General features: G+C 64.3%; 18 protein-coding genes. 12 read left to right on the top strand and 6 right to left on the bottom strand.

Annotation, left to right across the window (positions count from 1 at the left end; translation table 11 throughout):
- Nucleotides 1-33 precede the first annotated feature (33 nt).
- The 7 genes from VG543_RS09130 to VG543_RS09160 all read left to right on the top strand — a co-directional run bounded on the left by VG543_RS09130 (nucleotide 34) and on the right by VG543_RS09160 (nucleotide 6,370).
- The gene (locus VG543_RS09130) at nucleotides 34-555 is read left to right on the top strand and encodes a conjugal transfer protein TrbL (protein WP_423178402.1); all 522 of its coding nucleotides are present in this window, start codon (nucleotides 34-36) and stop codon (nucleotides 553-555) included.
- A gap of 56 nt (nucleotides 556-611) precedes the next feature.
- Nucleotides 612-1,145: a DUF4189 domain-containing protein gene (locus VG543_RS09135; protein ID WP_423181117.1), complete on the top strand. Its 534-nt coding sequence runs from the start codon at nucleotides 612-614 to the stop codon at nucleotides 1,143-1,145.
- A 332-nt stretch (nucleotides 1,146-1,477) separates the two neighbouring features.
- Complete coding sequence (locus VG543_RS09140) at nucleotides 1,478-1,981, top strand: DUF4189 domain-containing protein (protein ID WP_312545122.1); 504 nt, start codon at nucleotides 1,478-1,480, stop codon at nucleotides 1,979-1,981.
- Between the two features lie 350 nt (nucleotides 1,982-2,331).
- Nucleotides 2,332-2,862: a DUF4189 domain-containing protein gene (locus VG543_RS09145; protein ID WP_279936380.1), complete on the top strand. Its 531-nt coding sequence runs from the start codon at nucleotides 2,332-2,334 to the stop codon at nucleotides 2,860-2,862.
- Nucleotides 2,863-3,403: 541 nt separating this feature from the next.
- Complete coding sequence (locus tag VG543_RS09150) at nucleotides 3,404-3,940, top strand: hypothetical protein (protein WP_069118276.1); 537 nt, start codon at nucleotides 3,404-3,406, stop codon at nucleotides 3,938-3,940.
- 57 nt (nucleotides 3,941-3,997) lie between these two features.
- Nucleotides 3,998-5,005: an XVIPCD domain-containing protein gene (locus VG543_RS09155; RefSeq protein WP_312544456.1), complete on the top strand. Its 1,008-nt coding sequence runs from the start codon at nucleotides 3,998-4,000 to the stop codon at nucleotides 5,003-5,005.
- 96 nt (nucleotides 5,006-5,101) lie between these two features.
- Nucleotides 5,102-6,370, top strand: coding sequence for a hypothetical protein (locus tag VG543_RS09160; protein WP_423178399.1), 1,269 nt, complete (start codon nucleotides 5,102-5,104; stop codon nucleotides 6,368-6,370).
- Nucleotides 6,371-6,422: 52 nt separating this feature from the next.
- Here VG543_RS09160 and VG543_RS09165 read toward each other — a convergent pair whose 3' ends face one another.
- The 3 genes from VG543_RS09165 to VG543_RS09175 are packed head-to-tail and all read right to left on the bottom strand — an operon-like array spanning nucleotide 6,423 to nucleotide 9,113.
- Nucleotides 6,423-7,748 carry an XVIPCD domain-containing protein gene (locus tag VG543_RS09165; protein WP_312544458.1) on the bottom strand — a complete coding sequence of 442 codons (1,326 nt, stop codon included), beginning with the start codon at nucleotides 7,746-7,748 and terminating at the stop codon, nucleotides 6,423-6,425.
- Nucleotides 7,745-8,398 (bottom strand): hypothetical protein, encoded by a 654-nt coding sequence (locus VG543_RS09170; protein ID WP_180834934.1) that lies wholly within the window; start codon nucleotides 8,396-8,398, stop codon nucleotides 7,745-7,747. Before VG543_RS09170 ends, VG543_RS09165 begins: the two co-directional genes overlap by 4 nt.
- 43 nt (nucleotides 8,399-8,441) lie before the next feature.
- Nucleotides 8,442-9,113, bottom strand: coding sequence for a hypothetical protein (locus tag VG543_RS09175; protein ID WP_423178398.1), 672 nt, complete (start codon nucleotides 9,111-9,113; stop codon nucleotides 8,442-8,444).
- A 246-nt stretch (nucleotides 9,114-9,359) separates the two neighbouring features.
- On the opposite strand from VG543_RS09175, the gene VG543_RS09180 reads away from it, so the two are divergent.
- Complete coding sequence (locus VG543_RS09180) at nucleotides 9,360-9,866, top strand: GNAT family N-acetyltransferase (RefSeq protein WP_423178397.1); 507 nt, start codon at nucleotides 9,360-9,362, stop codon at nucleotides 9,864-9,866.
- Between the two features lie 27 nt (nucleotides 9,867-9,893).
- On the opposite strand, the gene VG543_RS09185 is transcribed toward VG543_RS09180, so the two are convergent.
- Together VG543_RS09185 and VG543_RS09190 are read right to left on the bottom strand one after the other, a co-directional pair.
- Entirely contained in the window at nucleotides 9,894-10,331 is a 438-nt protein-coding gene (locus tag VG543_RS09185) for an acetyltransferase (protein WP_058981403.1), read from the bottom strand.
- Between the two features lie 68 nt (nucleotides 10,332-10,399).
- The gene (locus VG543_RS09190) at nucleotides 10,400-11,167 is read right to left on the bottom strand and encodes an NAD(P)H-dependent oxidoreductase (RefSeq protein WP_423178396.1); all 768 of its coding nucleotides are present in this window, start codon (nucleotides 11,165-11,167) and stop codon (nucleotides 10,400-10,402) included.
- A 78-nt stretch (nucleotides 11,168-11,245) separates the two neighbouring features.
- Between VG543_RS09190 and VG543_RS09195 the strand changes: the two genes are divergently transcribed.
- The 3 genes from VG543_RS09195 (at nucleotide 11,246) to orn (ending at nucleotide 12,852) form a co-directional block, all read left to right on the top strand.
- Nucleotides 11,246-11,605 (top strand): winged helix-turn-helix transcriptional regulator, encoded by a 360-nt coding sequence (locus tag VG543_RS09195; RefSeq protein WP_014037629.1) that lies wholly within the window; start codon nucleotides 11,246-11,248, stop codon nucleotides 11,603-11,605.
- A gap of 75 nt (nucleotides 11,606-11,680) precedes the next feature.
- Entirely contained in the window at nucleotides 11,681-12,205 is a 525-nt protein-coding gene (gene tadA / locus VG543_RS09200; protein ID WP_312544466.1) for a tRNA adenosine(34) deaminase TadA, read from the top strand.
- 74 nt (nucleotides 12,206-12,279) lie between these two features.
- Nucleotides 12,280-12,852 (top strand): oligoribonuclease, encoded by a 573-nt coding sequence (gene orn / locus VG543_RS09205; protein WP_423178395.1) that lies wholly within the window; start codon nucleotides 12,280-12,282, stop codon nucleotides 12,850-12,852.
- Between the two features lie 113 nt (nucleotides 12,853-12,965).
- Here the strand turns inward: orn and VG543_RS09210 are convergent, their stop codons facing one another.
- Nucleotides 12,966-13,520, bottom strand: a complete 555-nt coding sequence (locus VG543_RS09210; protein ID WP_152525789.1) for a DUF4189 domain-containing protein — start codon at nucleotides 13,518-13,520, stop codon at nucleotides 12,966-12,968.
- A gap of 121 nt (nucleotides 13,521-13,641) precedes the next feature.
- Here VG543_RS09210 and VG543_RS09215 point away from each other — a divergent pair, with 121 nt between their 5' ends.
- Nucleotides 13,642-14,517 carry an EcsC family protein gene (locus tag VG543_RS09215; protein ID WP_423178394.1) on the top strand — a complete coding sequence of 292 codons (876 nt, stop codon included), beginning with the start codon at nucleotides 13,642-13,644 and terminating at the stop codon, nucleotides 14,515-14,517.
- Nucleotides 14,518-14,629 lie beyond the last annotated feature (112 nt).

Genomic DNA, 14,629 nt, shown 5'->3' on the forward strand with positions numbered 1-14,629 from the left:
TTATAGCTGCAATGCTGATTTCATTGGCATGGGGTGAAGTTAGTACTTTATCTATTGTTTGATCAGGACAAACAGTTGTTCCAGCGATGGTTCTTCTGCGGAATCGGGACCATGTTCTCGATGGCGGTGCTGTCGGCAATGGTGTCCATTGCATTGGATATGGTGATCCGCGTGTCTTCCTCGTTCTGGGCGACGGCGCTGGTGAACAGGTTCCTGCTTGACGGGGCTTCCAGCGACGGTATGACCAGTCAGGCGATGCAGCAGGGTGGCATGGGCCTCATTCTGACGACCTTGATTCTGACTGCGCCCCCAATGGCGGCCATGTTCTTCCAGGGCACCTTGGGCAGCTTCATGGCATATTCGCAGATAGGTGGCAGCCCGGTGGCACAGGCGCCGGGACCGAGCGGACAGCCGCCGGGTAGTTACAAGCCGGCAGCTCCAACCAATTCAGAGGAATCGGTGAGTAGCCAGAGCCTTACGATCCCGAAAATCGCGCCGGGTACTAGCAACTCGGTACATACGCCGGGGTCGCTTGGTAACGCCGCAGTTCGGTGAGCTATGTCATGGCAGTTGCTGAATGGGTAGGGTACTGGATGCAAGAGGTGAAAACGATGAAGCTGCTTTCTTTGCTCCTTTTCTTTGGGGTGCTGCTGGCTCCTGTGTCCGCACTTGCCGAAGGCGGTAGTTGTCCGCCAGGGTTCTACCCGATAGGAGGGCAAGGGGCCAGAGGCTGTGCTCCGATTCCTGATGGCGACAGCGGTGGCTCGGATCAGCTGCCGCTACTTCCTCCAACGCCGACGGGGGAATGGTTAAGTACGTGGGGAGCAATCGCTGCGTCCGAAGCTACTTCTGAGGTAGGAATGGCCTCCGGAATGAATTCCGCAGAAGCCGCCGCTGCCGAGGCTGTGAGGCGCTGTGGTGGTGGAGGAGCCACGGACTGCAAGGTTACTGTCTCTTACTCAAATCAGTGCGTCGCGTGGTTGATTCCTTCTTCAGGTGGCTCGGGGGCTAAATCCGCAGTTGGTAAGGCTCCAAAGAAAAGGCAAGCGATCTCCTTGGCGGGTAAAGGTTGCGTAGATCCCAGTGGAAAGAAGTGCAGGGTCTTTTACGCAGACTGTTCTGAACCTGTTTTCCGTAAGTTCTAGCGATGCAAGTTCGTCGATTCTCTTAAGTCGATTGATTGGTTGCGTCGGAGTCGCCTGGAGCTTGAAGGTGCATCCAGGGCTTGCGTAAATGGGCCGGAAATTCAGAGAGTTGGCTTGATGTTGATGCGTTGATTTAGATTCTTGCGCATTGTCAATCGTGGCCACTCTTTCGTAGTTTCCTGCGTTCTGCGGATTGGCGGAGCACGGGTGACTGTACCGGCTGCGAATGGCTAGCTGATAGTGGATTCTTCGGGATTTGGCTCTGGATGACAGGTGAAAAGCTTTCCTTCGGATGTTGGGGGATTTCGAACGTCATCAGGGGTTCGAAGGTCATGTATAGGTTCGCGGCGAGTCTAGCGGTAGTTCTAGCCCTTCCGTCCGACCTGGCTTGGGCGGAAGGAAGGTGTCCTCCAGGCCAGTATCCGATTGGCGGGCAGGGTGCCGGCGGATGCGCGCCAATACCTGCTGGTGGATCAGGAGCGGAAAGCCCGCGTCCAACGGGGCGGTGGATCAAGACTTGGGGAGCATTTGCCGCCTCGCCTTCCGGAATCGCAGGAGCGGCAAGTGGGTGGAGGAAGAAGGTGGATGCGGGAAGCGCGGCGGTGAGATCCTGCTCTGATGCAGGCGGTCGGGATTGCCAAGTGAAGTTCACCTATAAGAATCAATGCGCGACGGCGGCTGTTTCGAATGCGGGAGCCGGAGGGACTTTCTACTCTGCTGCAGCCACAAAGGAGGAGGCGGCAGGCCTATCCTTGGCGCAATGTCGTGCTGCTTCCAAACGGACATGTGAAGTTGTCATGTCCAATTGCACCGAGCCGGAGTTTGAGAAGTTTTGAATAATTGCCCGCATTTTTCTCATGATGCGGCGATAGAATGGCCCGCCGTTGAGCGGGCTGTTTCTTTTCTGCGCCCATCAAACTAAGAAGAACTCTACTCTTGATGTTGGGAGATTCTCGGTATGATCAGGCGTTCAGCAGCGACAAATTTGGCCGCAGCAATTGACGTGGCGGGTGCTGCGCTCACATCTGAGTAGGTCCGGGCAGCAGTAGCGCGACATGGGCTTGATCCTAGCGAACACTATCTGACTGTCGCCAATGGCGGCCATGTTCGTCTAGGGCGCCTCGGGCAGCTTCATGGCATATTTGCAGATGGGTGGCAGTGCAGTCGAATACGGGCAGGAGGCGCGATGTCTTGGAGGCTTACGCTTCTACGTAGTTGGCGGGTGATCCTGGGCCTTTTGTTCGCCGCAGTCTTCCAGTCGGCAGCGTTCGCGGAGGGCGGGTGTCCTCCGGGGCAGTATCCTATTGGCGGGCAAGGTGTCCAAGGATGCGCTCCGATCCCTGGGGCGGGTGACGGCTCGCTCAAGACGCCGCAGCCCGGAGGGAAGTGGATCAAAACGTGGGGCGCGATCTCTGTTTCTCCTGAGGGCGCGTCCGGAGTGTCTACCGGGAAGCGTAGTAAGTCTGAGGCAGAGGCAGAGGCTGTGATGCAATGCCGGCACTCAGGTGGTCGTGCCTGTCGAACTTCTTTTTCCTACGAGAATCAGTGCATTGCTGCGGTGGTCCCCAGTTCGGGTTCCGGCGGCACCAGCTTTGGTGGAAAGGCGACTGTTGATGAAGCAATTCAATTGGCAACTCGTCTTTGTATAAGGGATGGGGGTCAGGGATGCCACGTCGTGTACACCGCGTGCTCAGCTCCTGAGTATGTGCGGAAGTGAAGCGAGGATAGCGCCGCGCGAGCGCCCCGGTTGTTTCGTGGGGCCGGCCGTAGTGTTTTCAATTTTTTGGAAATTCTCATTGCGAATGACGGATCCCGAGCGCCGCAATGGTGCTTGTATTCGGGTGGGTTCGTTCACCTGATCCGTGTTCGCTGCACCCGTTCTGCTTGCGTCTGCACGAGCGTTAAGTGCCTGATCAGCGCTGCCGTCATCTCCAAGTAGGCATCCATTCACGTTAACCGCACTCTTTCTGTGATCAAGTGCGCTTTTCATCCCAAGCCCCCTTCGACGAGACCCGCCTCCTCGAAGTAAGCTGCGTGCGCGTCAAAATCCCGACGCGCCGGTGCCATCGAACGCAGGAGCTTTTCCGTCCATGAGGACTGTGTCCCCCCGCGGTGCGGGTGACGCTTGCCACCATCGCGGTTGCCGTGGGCTCGGGGCTATCATCCGCCATGGCGGCCGCCGGGCACGTGCGGGGCATCGCCCCGTTTCCGGCCTCCGCTCGGGAACTGGCAAGACGGGATTGAAGGAGTTGCAGGGGATGGAGAAGGGGAGTGGCACGCACATGGACAATGCCCTGGCGTTCGTTCCGTCCGGCGCGAACCTGCTGGAAGCCGTACGCGGCGATCTGACCGGCAATGGTTTCCAGGACCAGCTCCTGGTGATCGACCAACCTCCTCCGGAGGGCTTGTTGCCCGGCGAGCACGGACCGAACCGGGTCCTGCTGTTGCTGCTGGGCGATGCCACGGGCCGCTGGCAGCTGGCGGCACGCAACGACAAGCTGGTGCCGTGCTCAACGCGCGGTGGCATGGCCGGTGACCCCTTCGCCTACGTGACGATTGAAGACGGCGCGTTCAGCGTGATCACCAACGGCGGCAGCCGCGAACGCTGGAGCAGCGTCTACACCTTCCGGTATGCACCTGCCGAGCAGACGTGCTGGGTGCATGGCGTGCAGCGCAAGGTGGTGGACACCGAAACCGAAGCGACCCACACGCGCGATTTCTCCGCGGCCGAGCTTGGCCGGGTGCGGTTCGAGGATTTCGATCCGTCCGTCGTCGCCGACGTGAGCTTGCCCTGAGTGCCATGCCTGTGAGGAGGCGGGAGTATCCAACGATGATCGAGCAGGAGTTTCACCGTGTCGCAGGATAGGGAGTCGTTGCTGTTGCGGCAGGCCACGGAGGCCGGCATGACTTCGTCCCGGGAACTGGCCAACTTCATGGCGCAGGCCGGGCATGAATCCCGGGGCTTGAGCCGTCTCAACGAGAGTTTCAACTTCACCCGGGGCATCTCGCAGATCCCGGTGGAAGCGGCGTGGCGCAATGGCAACGCTGCGCTGGAGAGCGCCCGCCAGGAAGCGCTGCGTGGCCGCCCGGAAAACCTGGCTGAGCTGATGTACGGCGGGCGCATGGGCAACGACGCGCCTGGCGACGCGCTGAAGTATCACGGCCGCGGCTATCTGCCGCTGGTCGGCAAGGAGAACTATGAGCGTGCCGGCAAGGCGCTGGAACTGGACCTGGTGAATCACCCGGAACTGGCCGCGCAGCCCGAGCACGCAGGTCGCATTGCCGTGTGGCAGTGGCAGACGCGGGTGCCGGAGGCGGCGCGCGAGGATGTGCGCGAAGCCACGCGTGCCCTGAATGGTGCGCTCAACGGCATCGAAGCCCGCCAGCAGCGTTTTGACGTGTGGCAGCAGAAGCTGACCCCCGATGTGATGGCGCGCCTGGAGCGCGGCGAAGTGGGGGCGCCTGCCCACCAGGCAACGGGACGCGACATGTCGCAACCGGGCGAGCCGGGATACACGCTGTTCTCGGGAGCGCGCCAGCACCTGCAGCAGATGGGGCCGCAAAGCGGTCTGCGCAGCGTGCAGGAACTGGACAATGCTGCCGGCGCACTGGCGCTGAGCGCGCAGAAGGCGGGGATGTCGCGTATCGATCATCTACTGGCTGGCAACGACGGCCGCACGTTGTTTGCCGTGCAGGGCGCGCTGGGTGACCCGGCCATGCTGCGCGCATCGGTTGATCGCGAACAAGCGGCGCAGCAGCCGCTGGCGCAGAGCAGCCAGGAGTTGGCTGCCAATGTCGCCCAGCAGGACCCGGCGGCCGCGCTCGCCCGCGAGCAGGAGCAGCGTTCTCGATCCCTGTAGCACTTGATGCCGGCGGGCAGGGTGCCTGCAGGCGCTTTACGTACGACGCGTGGCGCCCTGTGGCGCCGACATGGAAACCCCTCGTAAGGACACCACATGCGAATCGTTACCTCGAATGCCCGGTACGCTGCTGCCCGCTGCAATGCATCCGCGCGCCGCCTGCCGCCACTCTGGCTGCTGTCACTTGGACTCGCCGCAGCGTCGGCACAGGCTCAGGAGGCAGCGGCGCCCGTCGTGGAGACGCACCCCGCTGCAGAGGCAACTGTTGACGCGCCTGCAGGGGCGGCGCCCGTTACAGCGCCCGCGGCGGCCGACGCCGTTGTCGTGGCGCCGGCTCCCGAAGTACCGGCTGCCGTGATATCCCCTGCGACACCCGTGGTGGACACGCAGCCGGCGCCGGCTGCGGACCCGGCGCCTGCGCCCGTTGCGCCCGCAGCGGCGGCACCTGTGGCTGCACCGCCCGCCTCCGTCGAGCCAACCGTTCCCGCGGTAGCCCCCGCTCCGCCCGCATTGGCCATCGTGCCGTTGCCGCCAGAGCAGGCGACCGAGCGGGCGCTCGGTGCCCGCTGCCCGGTGGATCTGGCCGGGCGGCTGGCGACCCAGGGCGACCTGCTGATTGGCGCCTGCCAGGGCACCATGCCGGCGCATCTGGCCGCGTTGCTGGTCGCGCTGCCCGTGCAGGACATCCACCTGCCGCGCAGCTGGCGCGAGCGCGAGGTGCGGCAGAAGGCCTGGTTCAAGGCTGTGCCGGGCTATGGCCAACGCCCGGACTTCATCGTTCGGATGGGCGACATCTGGGTGCGTTCGCTGGAAGGGCGCGACGCCGACAGCACGTTCTATCTGGTGTCAGCACCGTTCACCTGCAGCGACCAGGTCGCCAACCGCGATGAGTACGGCGCGGAGCCGGTCCGCGTGCCAGCGGGTGAATGCCGCGAGGCTCATGTGGCCCAGCGTGTGTACCAAGTCCGCGGGGACGCGGCGCCGAGGGATGTGACCGCCGATGCGTTGCCGGCCACGCCGCCGGTGACGGACGCCGACCGTGCGCGACAGCTGTCGCGTGAGGGCCGGCTCAATCTGGACCACAGCAAGTTGCAGTACGGCCCGGCGATGCGCTGGTTCGTGCAATACCCGGAAACGGCGCAGAAGGGCGGTCCGCGCGCCTACAGCGACTGGAACCGCGAGCACATCGCGTTCGTGGTCTGGACCGGCGATCGCTTCGAGCTGCGCGAGAAGGTCGCACGCGCGCAGTGGCCCTGTGATCCGGTGGCACCCGGCGATCGTGCCTGCGGTGCATTCCCGGATTCCGGCCCGGATCCGTTCGTGACTGCCGGAGGAGCCGTGCCAATGGCGGCCTCCAGTCCCTGAGCCGGAGTGCCGAAGGGTGCGGGAGCCGGGGTGAGTGGCTCCCGCGCCGCCATCAGGCCTGCATGCTGCGGGTCTGATGCTGCTGCTGTTCCAGCTGTTGGTCGCGCTCCAGCGCAAGCCGCTGGCCTGCGGCCTGCTGGTCGATGCGCTGGCTGCTCTGTTCCAGTGGGGTGTTCATCGCCACTGCCGTATCCACCGACACGCGAAGGTGGGCGGGATCGCCGCCCTGGCCCTGCACGGCGAAGCTGCGCGAGGCATCGGCATTCATGACCACTTCGTCGATGCGCTTGCCGCCCGCCGCGTGCATTTCGGCGGCCAGGCTGCCGGCCAGTTGCGTGCTCATTACGTCTGGTACGCGGCCGACGCGGACGTCCTGCGCGTGCACGCCACGGATCGCGTCGTTGAACAGTGGGTTGCCCACGTGGTTGGCATCGTCCATGCGCAACATGCTGGTGTGATGGCCGTTCTTCTCCGCTTCGCGGCGTGCCGGCTCACCGGGCTGCAGCGGGCCGCGGATGTGGTCGTACAGATCGACGGCGCCGCCTGGAATGCCCCGCGCCGCGCGGGTGACACCACGGCGCAGTGATTCAACGTCGTCGCGGTACTCCTCGATCATCCTGGCGTTGTCTTTTGCCAGCTTCTGCGTTTCCGGGTGTTTCAGCACCGAGCCGTCGCCGAGGAAGTTGCCCAGCTTGTGCGCGCCGAACGAGCTGCCTGCTGCGACGAGCGGGCTGTCCGGGATAAGGGCGCGCAACGAGTGATTGCTGAAGCCGTTTGCGGCGAGTGTCTTGATCTCATCCGGCTTGGCGTAGATGCGCACTTGGCCGAAGTGCGGCGAGGCAGAGCTGACCGGATCGGAGGCCATGACATGGTTGATCATGGTGTTGCCGCCTTCCGGGATGCGGTAGCTGAGGCTGACCGCGCCATAGGCGTTGAAGGTCTCGCCCTTGACGTTGAAATGGTGCGAGGTGATCTGGGCCAGCGCGCCACCGAGAGAGTGGCCGGTGACGGTGACTTCAGGTGCACGGCCTCCAAATGCAGCTTCCTGCTTTGCGTAGTCCAGCGCGCTCTTGGTCAAAGCGATGGCATCGGGGGCCTGCACATTGGTGCGGGCGACGACCATGCCGCCGTCGGTCAGGATGGCATCACGAGCTATCTGCTCGGTCCCGCGATGAGCGACCACGATCTCATTGGTGTCGGCTCGCTGATAAACCGTGCCTTGGTAACCATTGAGCCGATTATTGACGTGATCGAGAATCTTGTATTCATGCCCATTGATCGTGACGAGCTCTTCTTCCCCCGGACGCCTCCGACCGACAGCGCGATCCTTGTAGGCATCGTCGGAAAGCGCCGCATAATCCTGCGTGCTGATGGTCATTGGGTGACCTCGCTGGCGCTGAGACTCATCGTGAACAACTTGCCCTGAAGTTCAGCAACGTAGTCAGCCGGATCCGCCTTGCCGGTGGCTGGGTAGTTGGCAGCAAGCGGTGCGCGCGGATAGGCCGCGTCCGGATAGTAAAGCGTGTGGGTCTTACCGTCGGTCAGTGGATCGGCCTTGACGAAGGTCAGGAAGCGGGTCTCTTCTTCAGCGCCCGTTGCCTTCAACATCGCCCCAGCGCCAGTGAACTCCCAATGGCACACGCCGCGGCCGTAGTAGTCTTCATCCAGCATGCGATCCACATACAGCGTGCCGCGGTACTCACCATCAGCGACCTTGCGCAGTTCCACCGGTTCCTGGCTGGTAATCCGTGCAGCCGTGCCGGTGGCCGGCTCGATATAGCCACACTGGTCTTCGTTGGTGACGTCGTACTGCGCGACACCTTCGACCACCGCGAAATCGCCCGGGGCGTCCTTCAGGCGCAGCACCAGTTCATAGGCCTTGCGCGGGCTAGGGTTGAGCTTGGCGAGGCCGCGCCCACCCTGGGCGACATCGGCTTCAGCAGCGGCACGTTCCTGGTTCATGGCGGTCTCCGGATGGCAGGCGGTCAACAGAAGCAGAGCAAGGCACGGAATCATCTTGTGGCGCAATGTCGGCCTCCTGGTGTGTAAGGGTGAATGTGGCACTGGCGGCTCATGGCACGAGCTTCTGCACAGTGGTGGTGGTTGAGAACAGCGCATTGCGCAGATCGGCGCGGTAGCTGGAAGGATCTTCCTTGCCGCTAGCTCCGTATCCGGTAATCTCTTCGATCCGCGGGTAGTCGGCGCGTGGGTAGTACCGCGTCAATTGGCTCCCCGTGTCCATGCGCTTCTTGTCGATGAACGTCAGGAATCGCGTATCCGCCTTGCTGGTCGTGGCGCGTAACATCGCACCGACACCCGTCAGCGTCCAATGGCAGACGCCACGCCCGTAGTAGTCCTCATCCAGCATGCGGTCCAGATAAAACGTACCGCGGTACTCGTTCTCGCCGACCTTGTGCAGGGTGACGGGCTCTTGGCTGGTCATGCGGCTCGCAGTGCCTGTGGCAGGCAGTATCCGCCCGCAGTCTTCGTAGTTGCTGACGTCGTACTGGCCCACGCCCTCAACAACCGCGAACGGGCCCGGTGCATCCTTCACTGTCAGCACCAGTTCGTAGGCCTGCTTCGGCGCCGGGTTGAGCCTGGCCAGGCCGCGTCCACCCGCGGCGACGTCACGCTCGGCATCGGCGTAGGGCGAACATGCCGCCAGCGGGACGAGGGCGAGCAATGCCAGCAGCGGCCGTCCCCTTGGTTCGGGGCGAACTACACCCATGGCGCGATCCTGCATCGTGCGTCCGTGTCCATCTATCCTTCCTGGGTGGCAGGTATCTCGATTATGGAACGTGCCGGGAGCGCTGTGCCACCCTTGGAGACGGATTTTTGACGCGCTGGGGAGGCATTGCCCGGGCGGATCGCTTGCCGCACAAGGCTCGCGATCGTCACGGTGGCATTGCTGCCGGGGGCATCTCTGCGGCTGAATCCGTGACTGAAATCAATCATTCACATGTCCATCACTTTATAGAAGGCGCTTTCCTTGAACTGCATGATCCGCCCTGAAAACCGCGAAGACCGTGCTGTCATCCACGCACTCACCGAGGCAGCCTTCCGCGAAGCCCCGCACAGCAGCCATACCGAGCAGTTCATTGTGGATGCACTGCGTTCGCGTGGAGAGCTGAGTCTGTCGCTGGTCGCCGAGAAGGACGGGCAGGTCGTCGGGCATGTTGCCTTGTCGCCGGTGACGATCAGCGATGGCAGTACGGGCTGGTTTGGCCTGGGACCAATCTCGGTGCTGCCCGGATGGCAGGGGCAGGGTGTCGGCGCGGCGCTGATGCACGCGGCGCTTGGTGCATTGCGTGAGCAGGGGGCGCAGGGCTGCGTATTGCTGGGAGAACCCGCGTATTACGGTCGATTCGGATTCCGCGCCGAGCCGGGCCTGGTGCTGCCGGGTGTGCCGCCAGAGTACTTCCAGGCACTGTGCCTGCGGCCACCGATGGCGCAGGGAGAGGTGCAGTACTCACCGGCATTCGAAGCCACGGCCTGATGATCGGGGGCGGGCCTCGAACATCCGTCAGCCGTTGTGCCGGAGATGGATCAGGGGATACGGACGGCCCTGCGAATCGAGCGGTGAGCGGCCGGTTTCGACGAAGCCCATGCGCAGGTAGAAGCCAACGGCCTGTGCGTTCTGCTCATTGACGTCGGTAGTCAGCTGCGGATGCCGGGCCAGCGCGTGCTGCAGCAGTTGCCGGCCGATACCAGTGCCGCGCACGTCCGGATCGATGAACAGCGCTTCCATGTGCGTGCCGTCGATCAGCATGAAGCCCAGTGGCCGATCCTGTGCATCGACCGCAACGGTCATCGGCGCCTGCGGCAGGAAGCTGGCGACTTCGGCATCGATGGCCTGGCGGTCTTCGGCGCTGAGAAAGTCATGGGTGGCGTCGACGGCGCGGCGCCAGACATCGATGAGCGCGACGCCGTCGTCGGCGCGCGAGGGACGGAGGGTGGTCATGGGTTCACCAAGGTGCTTGCAAAGAGCGCGTAGTATGGCGCGTCCCGACCCAGCGCGCAGGCGTGGATTCATCCGGCGTTGCGATGGCGGATGAAGGGGCTGTAGGCAGTGGCCTCCGCGCGCAGCACCACGCCATCCTCGAAATCGCCGCTGTCGTTGAAGGGCACGGTGGGCCACCGCGGCCATTGCGCCAGGCGTTCGCGGTAGTAGTGGGTTGCTGCAGCCAATGCCTCGTCGTGTGCCTGCACGTGCTCCGCTGCCAGCCCGGAACGCACGCCATGCACCAGATGCGGCTCCAGCACGTCGAAGCCGACGTAGCGCAGGCTGTACATCAAGGGCCACAGCAACAACCGGGTATCTCCCTCGCGGCCGTCGACGGCGCAGGCCCGTGCCGATGAGCCGGTGGTGACGCTCAGCAACGCACGCTTGCCGCGCATCGCGCCGTGCTCGTGGCGCAGGCGGCTGTTGTACATCGGCCCGTAAACCAGCACGCGATCCAGCCAGCCCTTGAGGATTGCCGGCGGCGCGAACCACCACAGCGGGAACTGCAGGATGACCAGATCCGCGGCCCGCAGCAGCTGCAGATGGCGCTGCACATCGGCGGGCAGCCGACCCTGTTCGGCGCCGTGGCGTTGTTCGCGCTGGGCATCGAAACGGCCGGGCTGCAGGCGACTTGAATGATGGTGGGCCGCTTCGAGCGGATCGAAGCCCTCTGCATACAGGTCGACCACGTCCACCTGCAGCGCGTCATGCCGCAGCTGTTCGGCGGCCTGTGCGGCCAGGTGGGCGTTGAACGAGCGGGATTCGGGATGGGCAAGCAGGATGAGGGCGCGCATGGGGCGAGGTGTTGGTGGAGTGTGCGACCATCCTCGCGATGCCGGAGTGCCCCGGCAATTACGCACCTTGAGGTAACCATGGCCTATCCGGGCGATGTCTATGCCGCCGATTGCTCGGCACGCGATGCGCTGGCGCTGATCTCCGGCAAGTGGGTGATGCTGCTGTTGCCGGCGCTGGCGCAGGGCCCGCAACGCAATGGCGCGCTGCTGAGGAAGATCGAAGGCATCTCGCAGAAGGTGTTGACCCAGACCCTGCGGCAGCTGGAGCGCAATGGCCTGGTCGAGAGGTGTGATCTGGGGAGCAAGCCGCTGCATGTCGAGTACCGGTTGACCGAGGTTGCACGCAGCCTGGTAGACACCTTGACCGCGTTGGACCGTTGGGCCGAGCACAATTTCCCGGCGCTGGACGCTGCCCGCGAGCGCTTCGACGCGCGTTAGCGCCGCCTGCACGGCCGCGCGCGTACAATGCGGCCCCGGCGGCCATCCTGGCCCTGCAGACACGCGAGAACCGCCATGACCGACCCCCTGGGTGTACCGGTGCACGACGCCGATGAACACTGGATGCGCCATGCGCTGGCGCTGGCCGAGCGTGCGCAGCGCGAGTACGACGAGATCCCCGTTGGTGCGGTACTGGTGGGCGCCGATGGCCAGCTGCTGGGCGAGGGCTGGAACCTCAACATCGCCTCGCACGATCCCAGTGCGCATGCCGAGATCGTGGCCATGCGGGCCGGTGGCACGCGGCTGGCCAATCATCGGCTGCTCGGCAGCACCCTGTACGTGACCCTGGAACCGTGCGCGATGTGCGCGATGGCCATCGTGCATGCACGCGTCGCCCGCCTGGTCTACGGCGCCAGCGACCCCAAGACCGGCGCCTGCGGCAGCGTGTTCGACCTGCTCGGCGATGCCCGCCACAACCACCGGGTGGAGATCCATGGTGGGGTGCTGGCCAAGGAGGCCAGCATGCGCCTGACCAATTATTTCCGCGCCAAGCGTGGCAAGCCGCCGTTGCTGCTGGAAGACCACGCCGGCGAGGGCTGAGGGGCGAAAGGGTATGATGGGCGCCTCTTTCCCTTACCGGTAGGCCGCGCGCCTGCCCAGCAACGAGGCGACACATGGCGGACAACGGCGCGGCCAACGAGCGACTGATCTGGATCGACCTGGAAATGACCGGGTTGGATACCGACAACGATTCGATCATCGAGATCGCCACGGTGGTGACCGATGCCCAGCTCAATGTGCTGGCCGAGGGCCCGGAGTTCGCCATCCATCACCCGCTGGAAACGCTGGAAGCGATGGACGAGTGGAACCGCAACCAGCACCGCCGTTCGGGCCTGTGGCAGCGCGTGGTGGACAGCACCACCACGCTGGCCCAGGCCGAGGCGCAGACCGTGAACTTCCTGGCGCAGTGGATCCCGGCTGGCCTGTCGCCGATGTGCGGGAACTCGATCTGCCAGGACCGTCGCTTCCTGCACCGCCAGATGCCGCGCCTGGAGAAGTACTTCCACTACCGCAACCTGGACGTGTCCACGGTGAAGGAGCTGGCCAAGCGCTGGGCGCCGACCGTGGCCGCCGGCGTGGGCAAGAACAGCAACCACACCGCGCTGAGCGACGTGCACGACTCGATCGCCGAGCTGCGCCATTACCGCCAGTTCATGGGCGCGCTGTCGGGCTTGCCCACGGCCTGAACAACAACGCCGGGCATGGCCCGGCGCTACCGGATGACACGCGAACTGGTAGTGCCGGCCGCTGGCCGGCAATTCAGAAACGGGGGACAGAACCGCTCCCCCTGTTTCCACCGTCAAGGAGACCAGTTGGGTCCCGGGTCGGGACCACGGCCATACAGGTTGACTGGCCGGCCGCAAGTGAAATGAACCGGTCGGCAGCCGTTGGGGCAGGCCTGGCGTGCGACCTCGGTGCCGAGTGCCAATTCGTTGTCGCTGCGGAAGACCACTTCAAACTGGCCAGTGTCGTAGTGCTGCAATGCGTAGGCACATCTTTCAGTGAACGAGGCAATGATCTCGCACTGTGTTCCGCTGCGCTTGTTACAGGTCTTCAATGCCTCTTTCTCGGCAGCCTTCTGTTTGTGTTGGCGAACGCTCCATGCGAGGAGTGTGCCGTTCGGCGAGCGGGCAAATGCAACCCATTCGGAGCCCATCTTTACTCGGGTGGTTGGGATGGACGGAGCAAGTCCGGCATCGCCACCACCGCCTCCGGGAATCGGCGCACAACCCAACACGCCTTGCCCGCCAATAGGGTAGGAACCCGGTGGGCATCGACCTTCGGCCTTGACGATGTGAGGCAGGCCGAGAGCAGCGAGGGAAAGGGTGCAGAGCAGCAGTAGTCGGGCGAGCATGGGGCGTCCTTGCCTGGGTTGTTCCATGGCCCCATGAAAGCGGGGCTGCTGGCGGGATCATAGACCGGTGGCGAGGGTGCTACCACCCTCCGTTCAACTCCCTGGCGCTAAGATCGGCGCCATGAACGAGCCCATCCTGCTTCCCCGCGACATCGCCCACGACGCCCGCGACTGGTCCGACCTGCAGCGCGCGGTGGCCCTGCTGGAAGCGCCGACCCTGACCGCGCGCATGGCCAATCTGGTCGGCACGCCGCTGGAGTTCGCGGTGAAGGCGCTGCCCAGCTCGGTCTCCAACCGCATCCACGGTGCGGTGCAGGCAGCGCTGAGCAAATCGGCACAGGCCGCGCTGTGGAGCATGGACAATACCCCCGGCAAGGTGGCGTCCACCCGCTGGCACAAGCTGGCGGCGGCCACCTCGGGCGCGGTCGGCGGTGCCTTTGGTTTCGCGGCCTTGTTCATCGAACTGCCGGTGTCGACCACCATCATGATGCGCGCCGTGGCCGACGTGGCCCGCAGCGAGGGCTTCGACCTGTCCGACTTCAGCACCCGCCAGGCGTGCCTGGAGGTGTTCGCGCTCGGTGGCAACTCGCCGCGCGACGACGCCAGCGAGACCGGCTACTACCTGGCCCGCGGCTTCACCACGGATGTGATGCGCCACCTGTCGGCCGAGCTGGCCGGGCGGGTGGTGACCGGCCGCGACCTGACCCTGGGCGTGGCGCCGAAGGAAGCCGGCAAGCTGCTGGCGAAGCTGGTGGAGAAGGTGGCGGCGCGCTTCGGCGTGGTGGTCACCGAGAAGTTCGCCGCACAGGCGGTGCCGATCGTCGGTGCTGCCGCCGGTGCAACGCTGAATACCATGTTCACCGACTACTACCAGGACATGGCGCGTGGTCACTTCATCGTGCGCCGGCTGGAGTTGAAGTACGGGGAAGATGTGGTGCGCACCTGCTATGACCGCGTGGCACACGGTGCGGTAAAGATCGAGCCAAGGGTGGAGTAGATCCACGCCATGCGTGGATGAGCCCTCGTACCGGGTGATCCTTGCCGTGGGGGAACAACTGTTTTGCCAGCGCGTGCCTGTTGCGGGGCGGGCGCCATCCCCATTCTTTGCG

Source organism: Stenotrophomonas sp. CASM101 (genome assembly GCF_049384845.1).
Classification (GTDB): Bacteria; Pseudomonadota; Gammaproteobacteria; order Xanthomonadales; family Xanthomonadaceae; genus Stenotrophomonas; species Stenotrophomonas hibiscicola.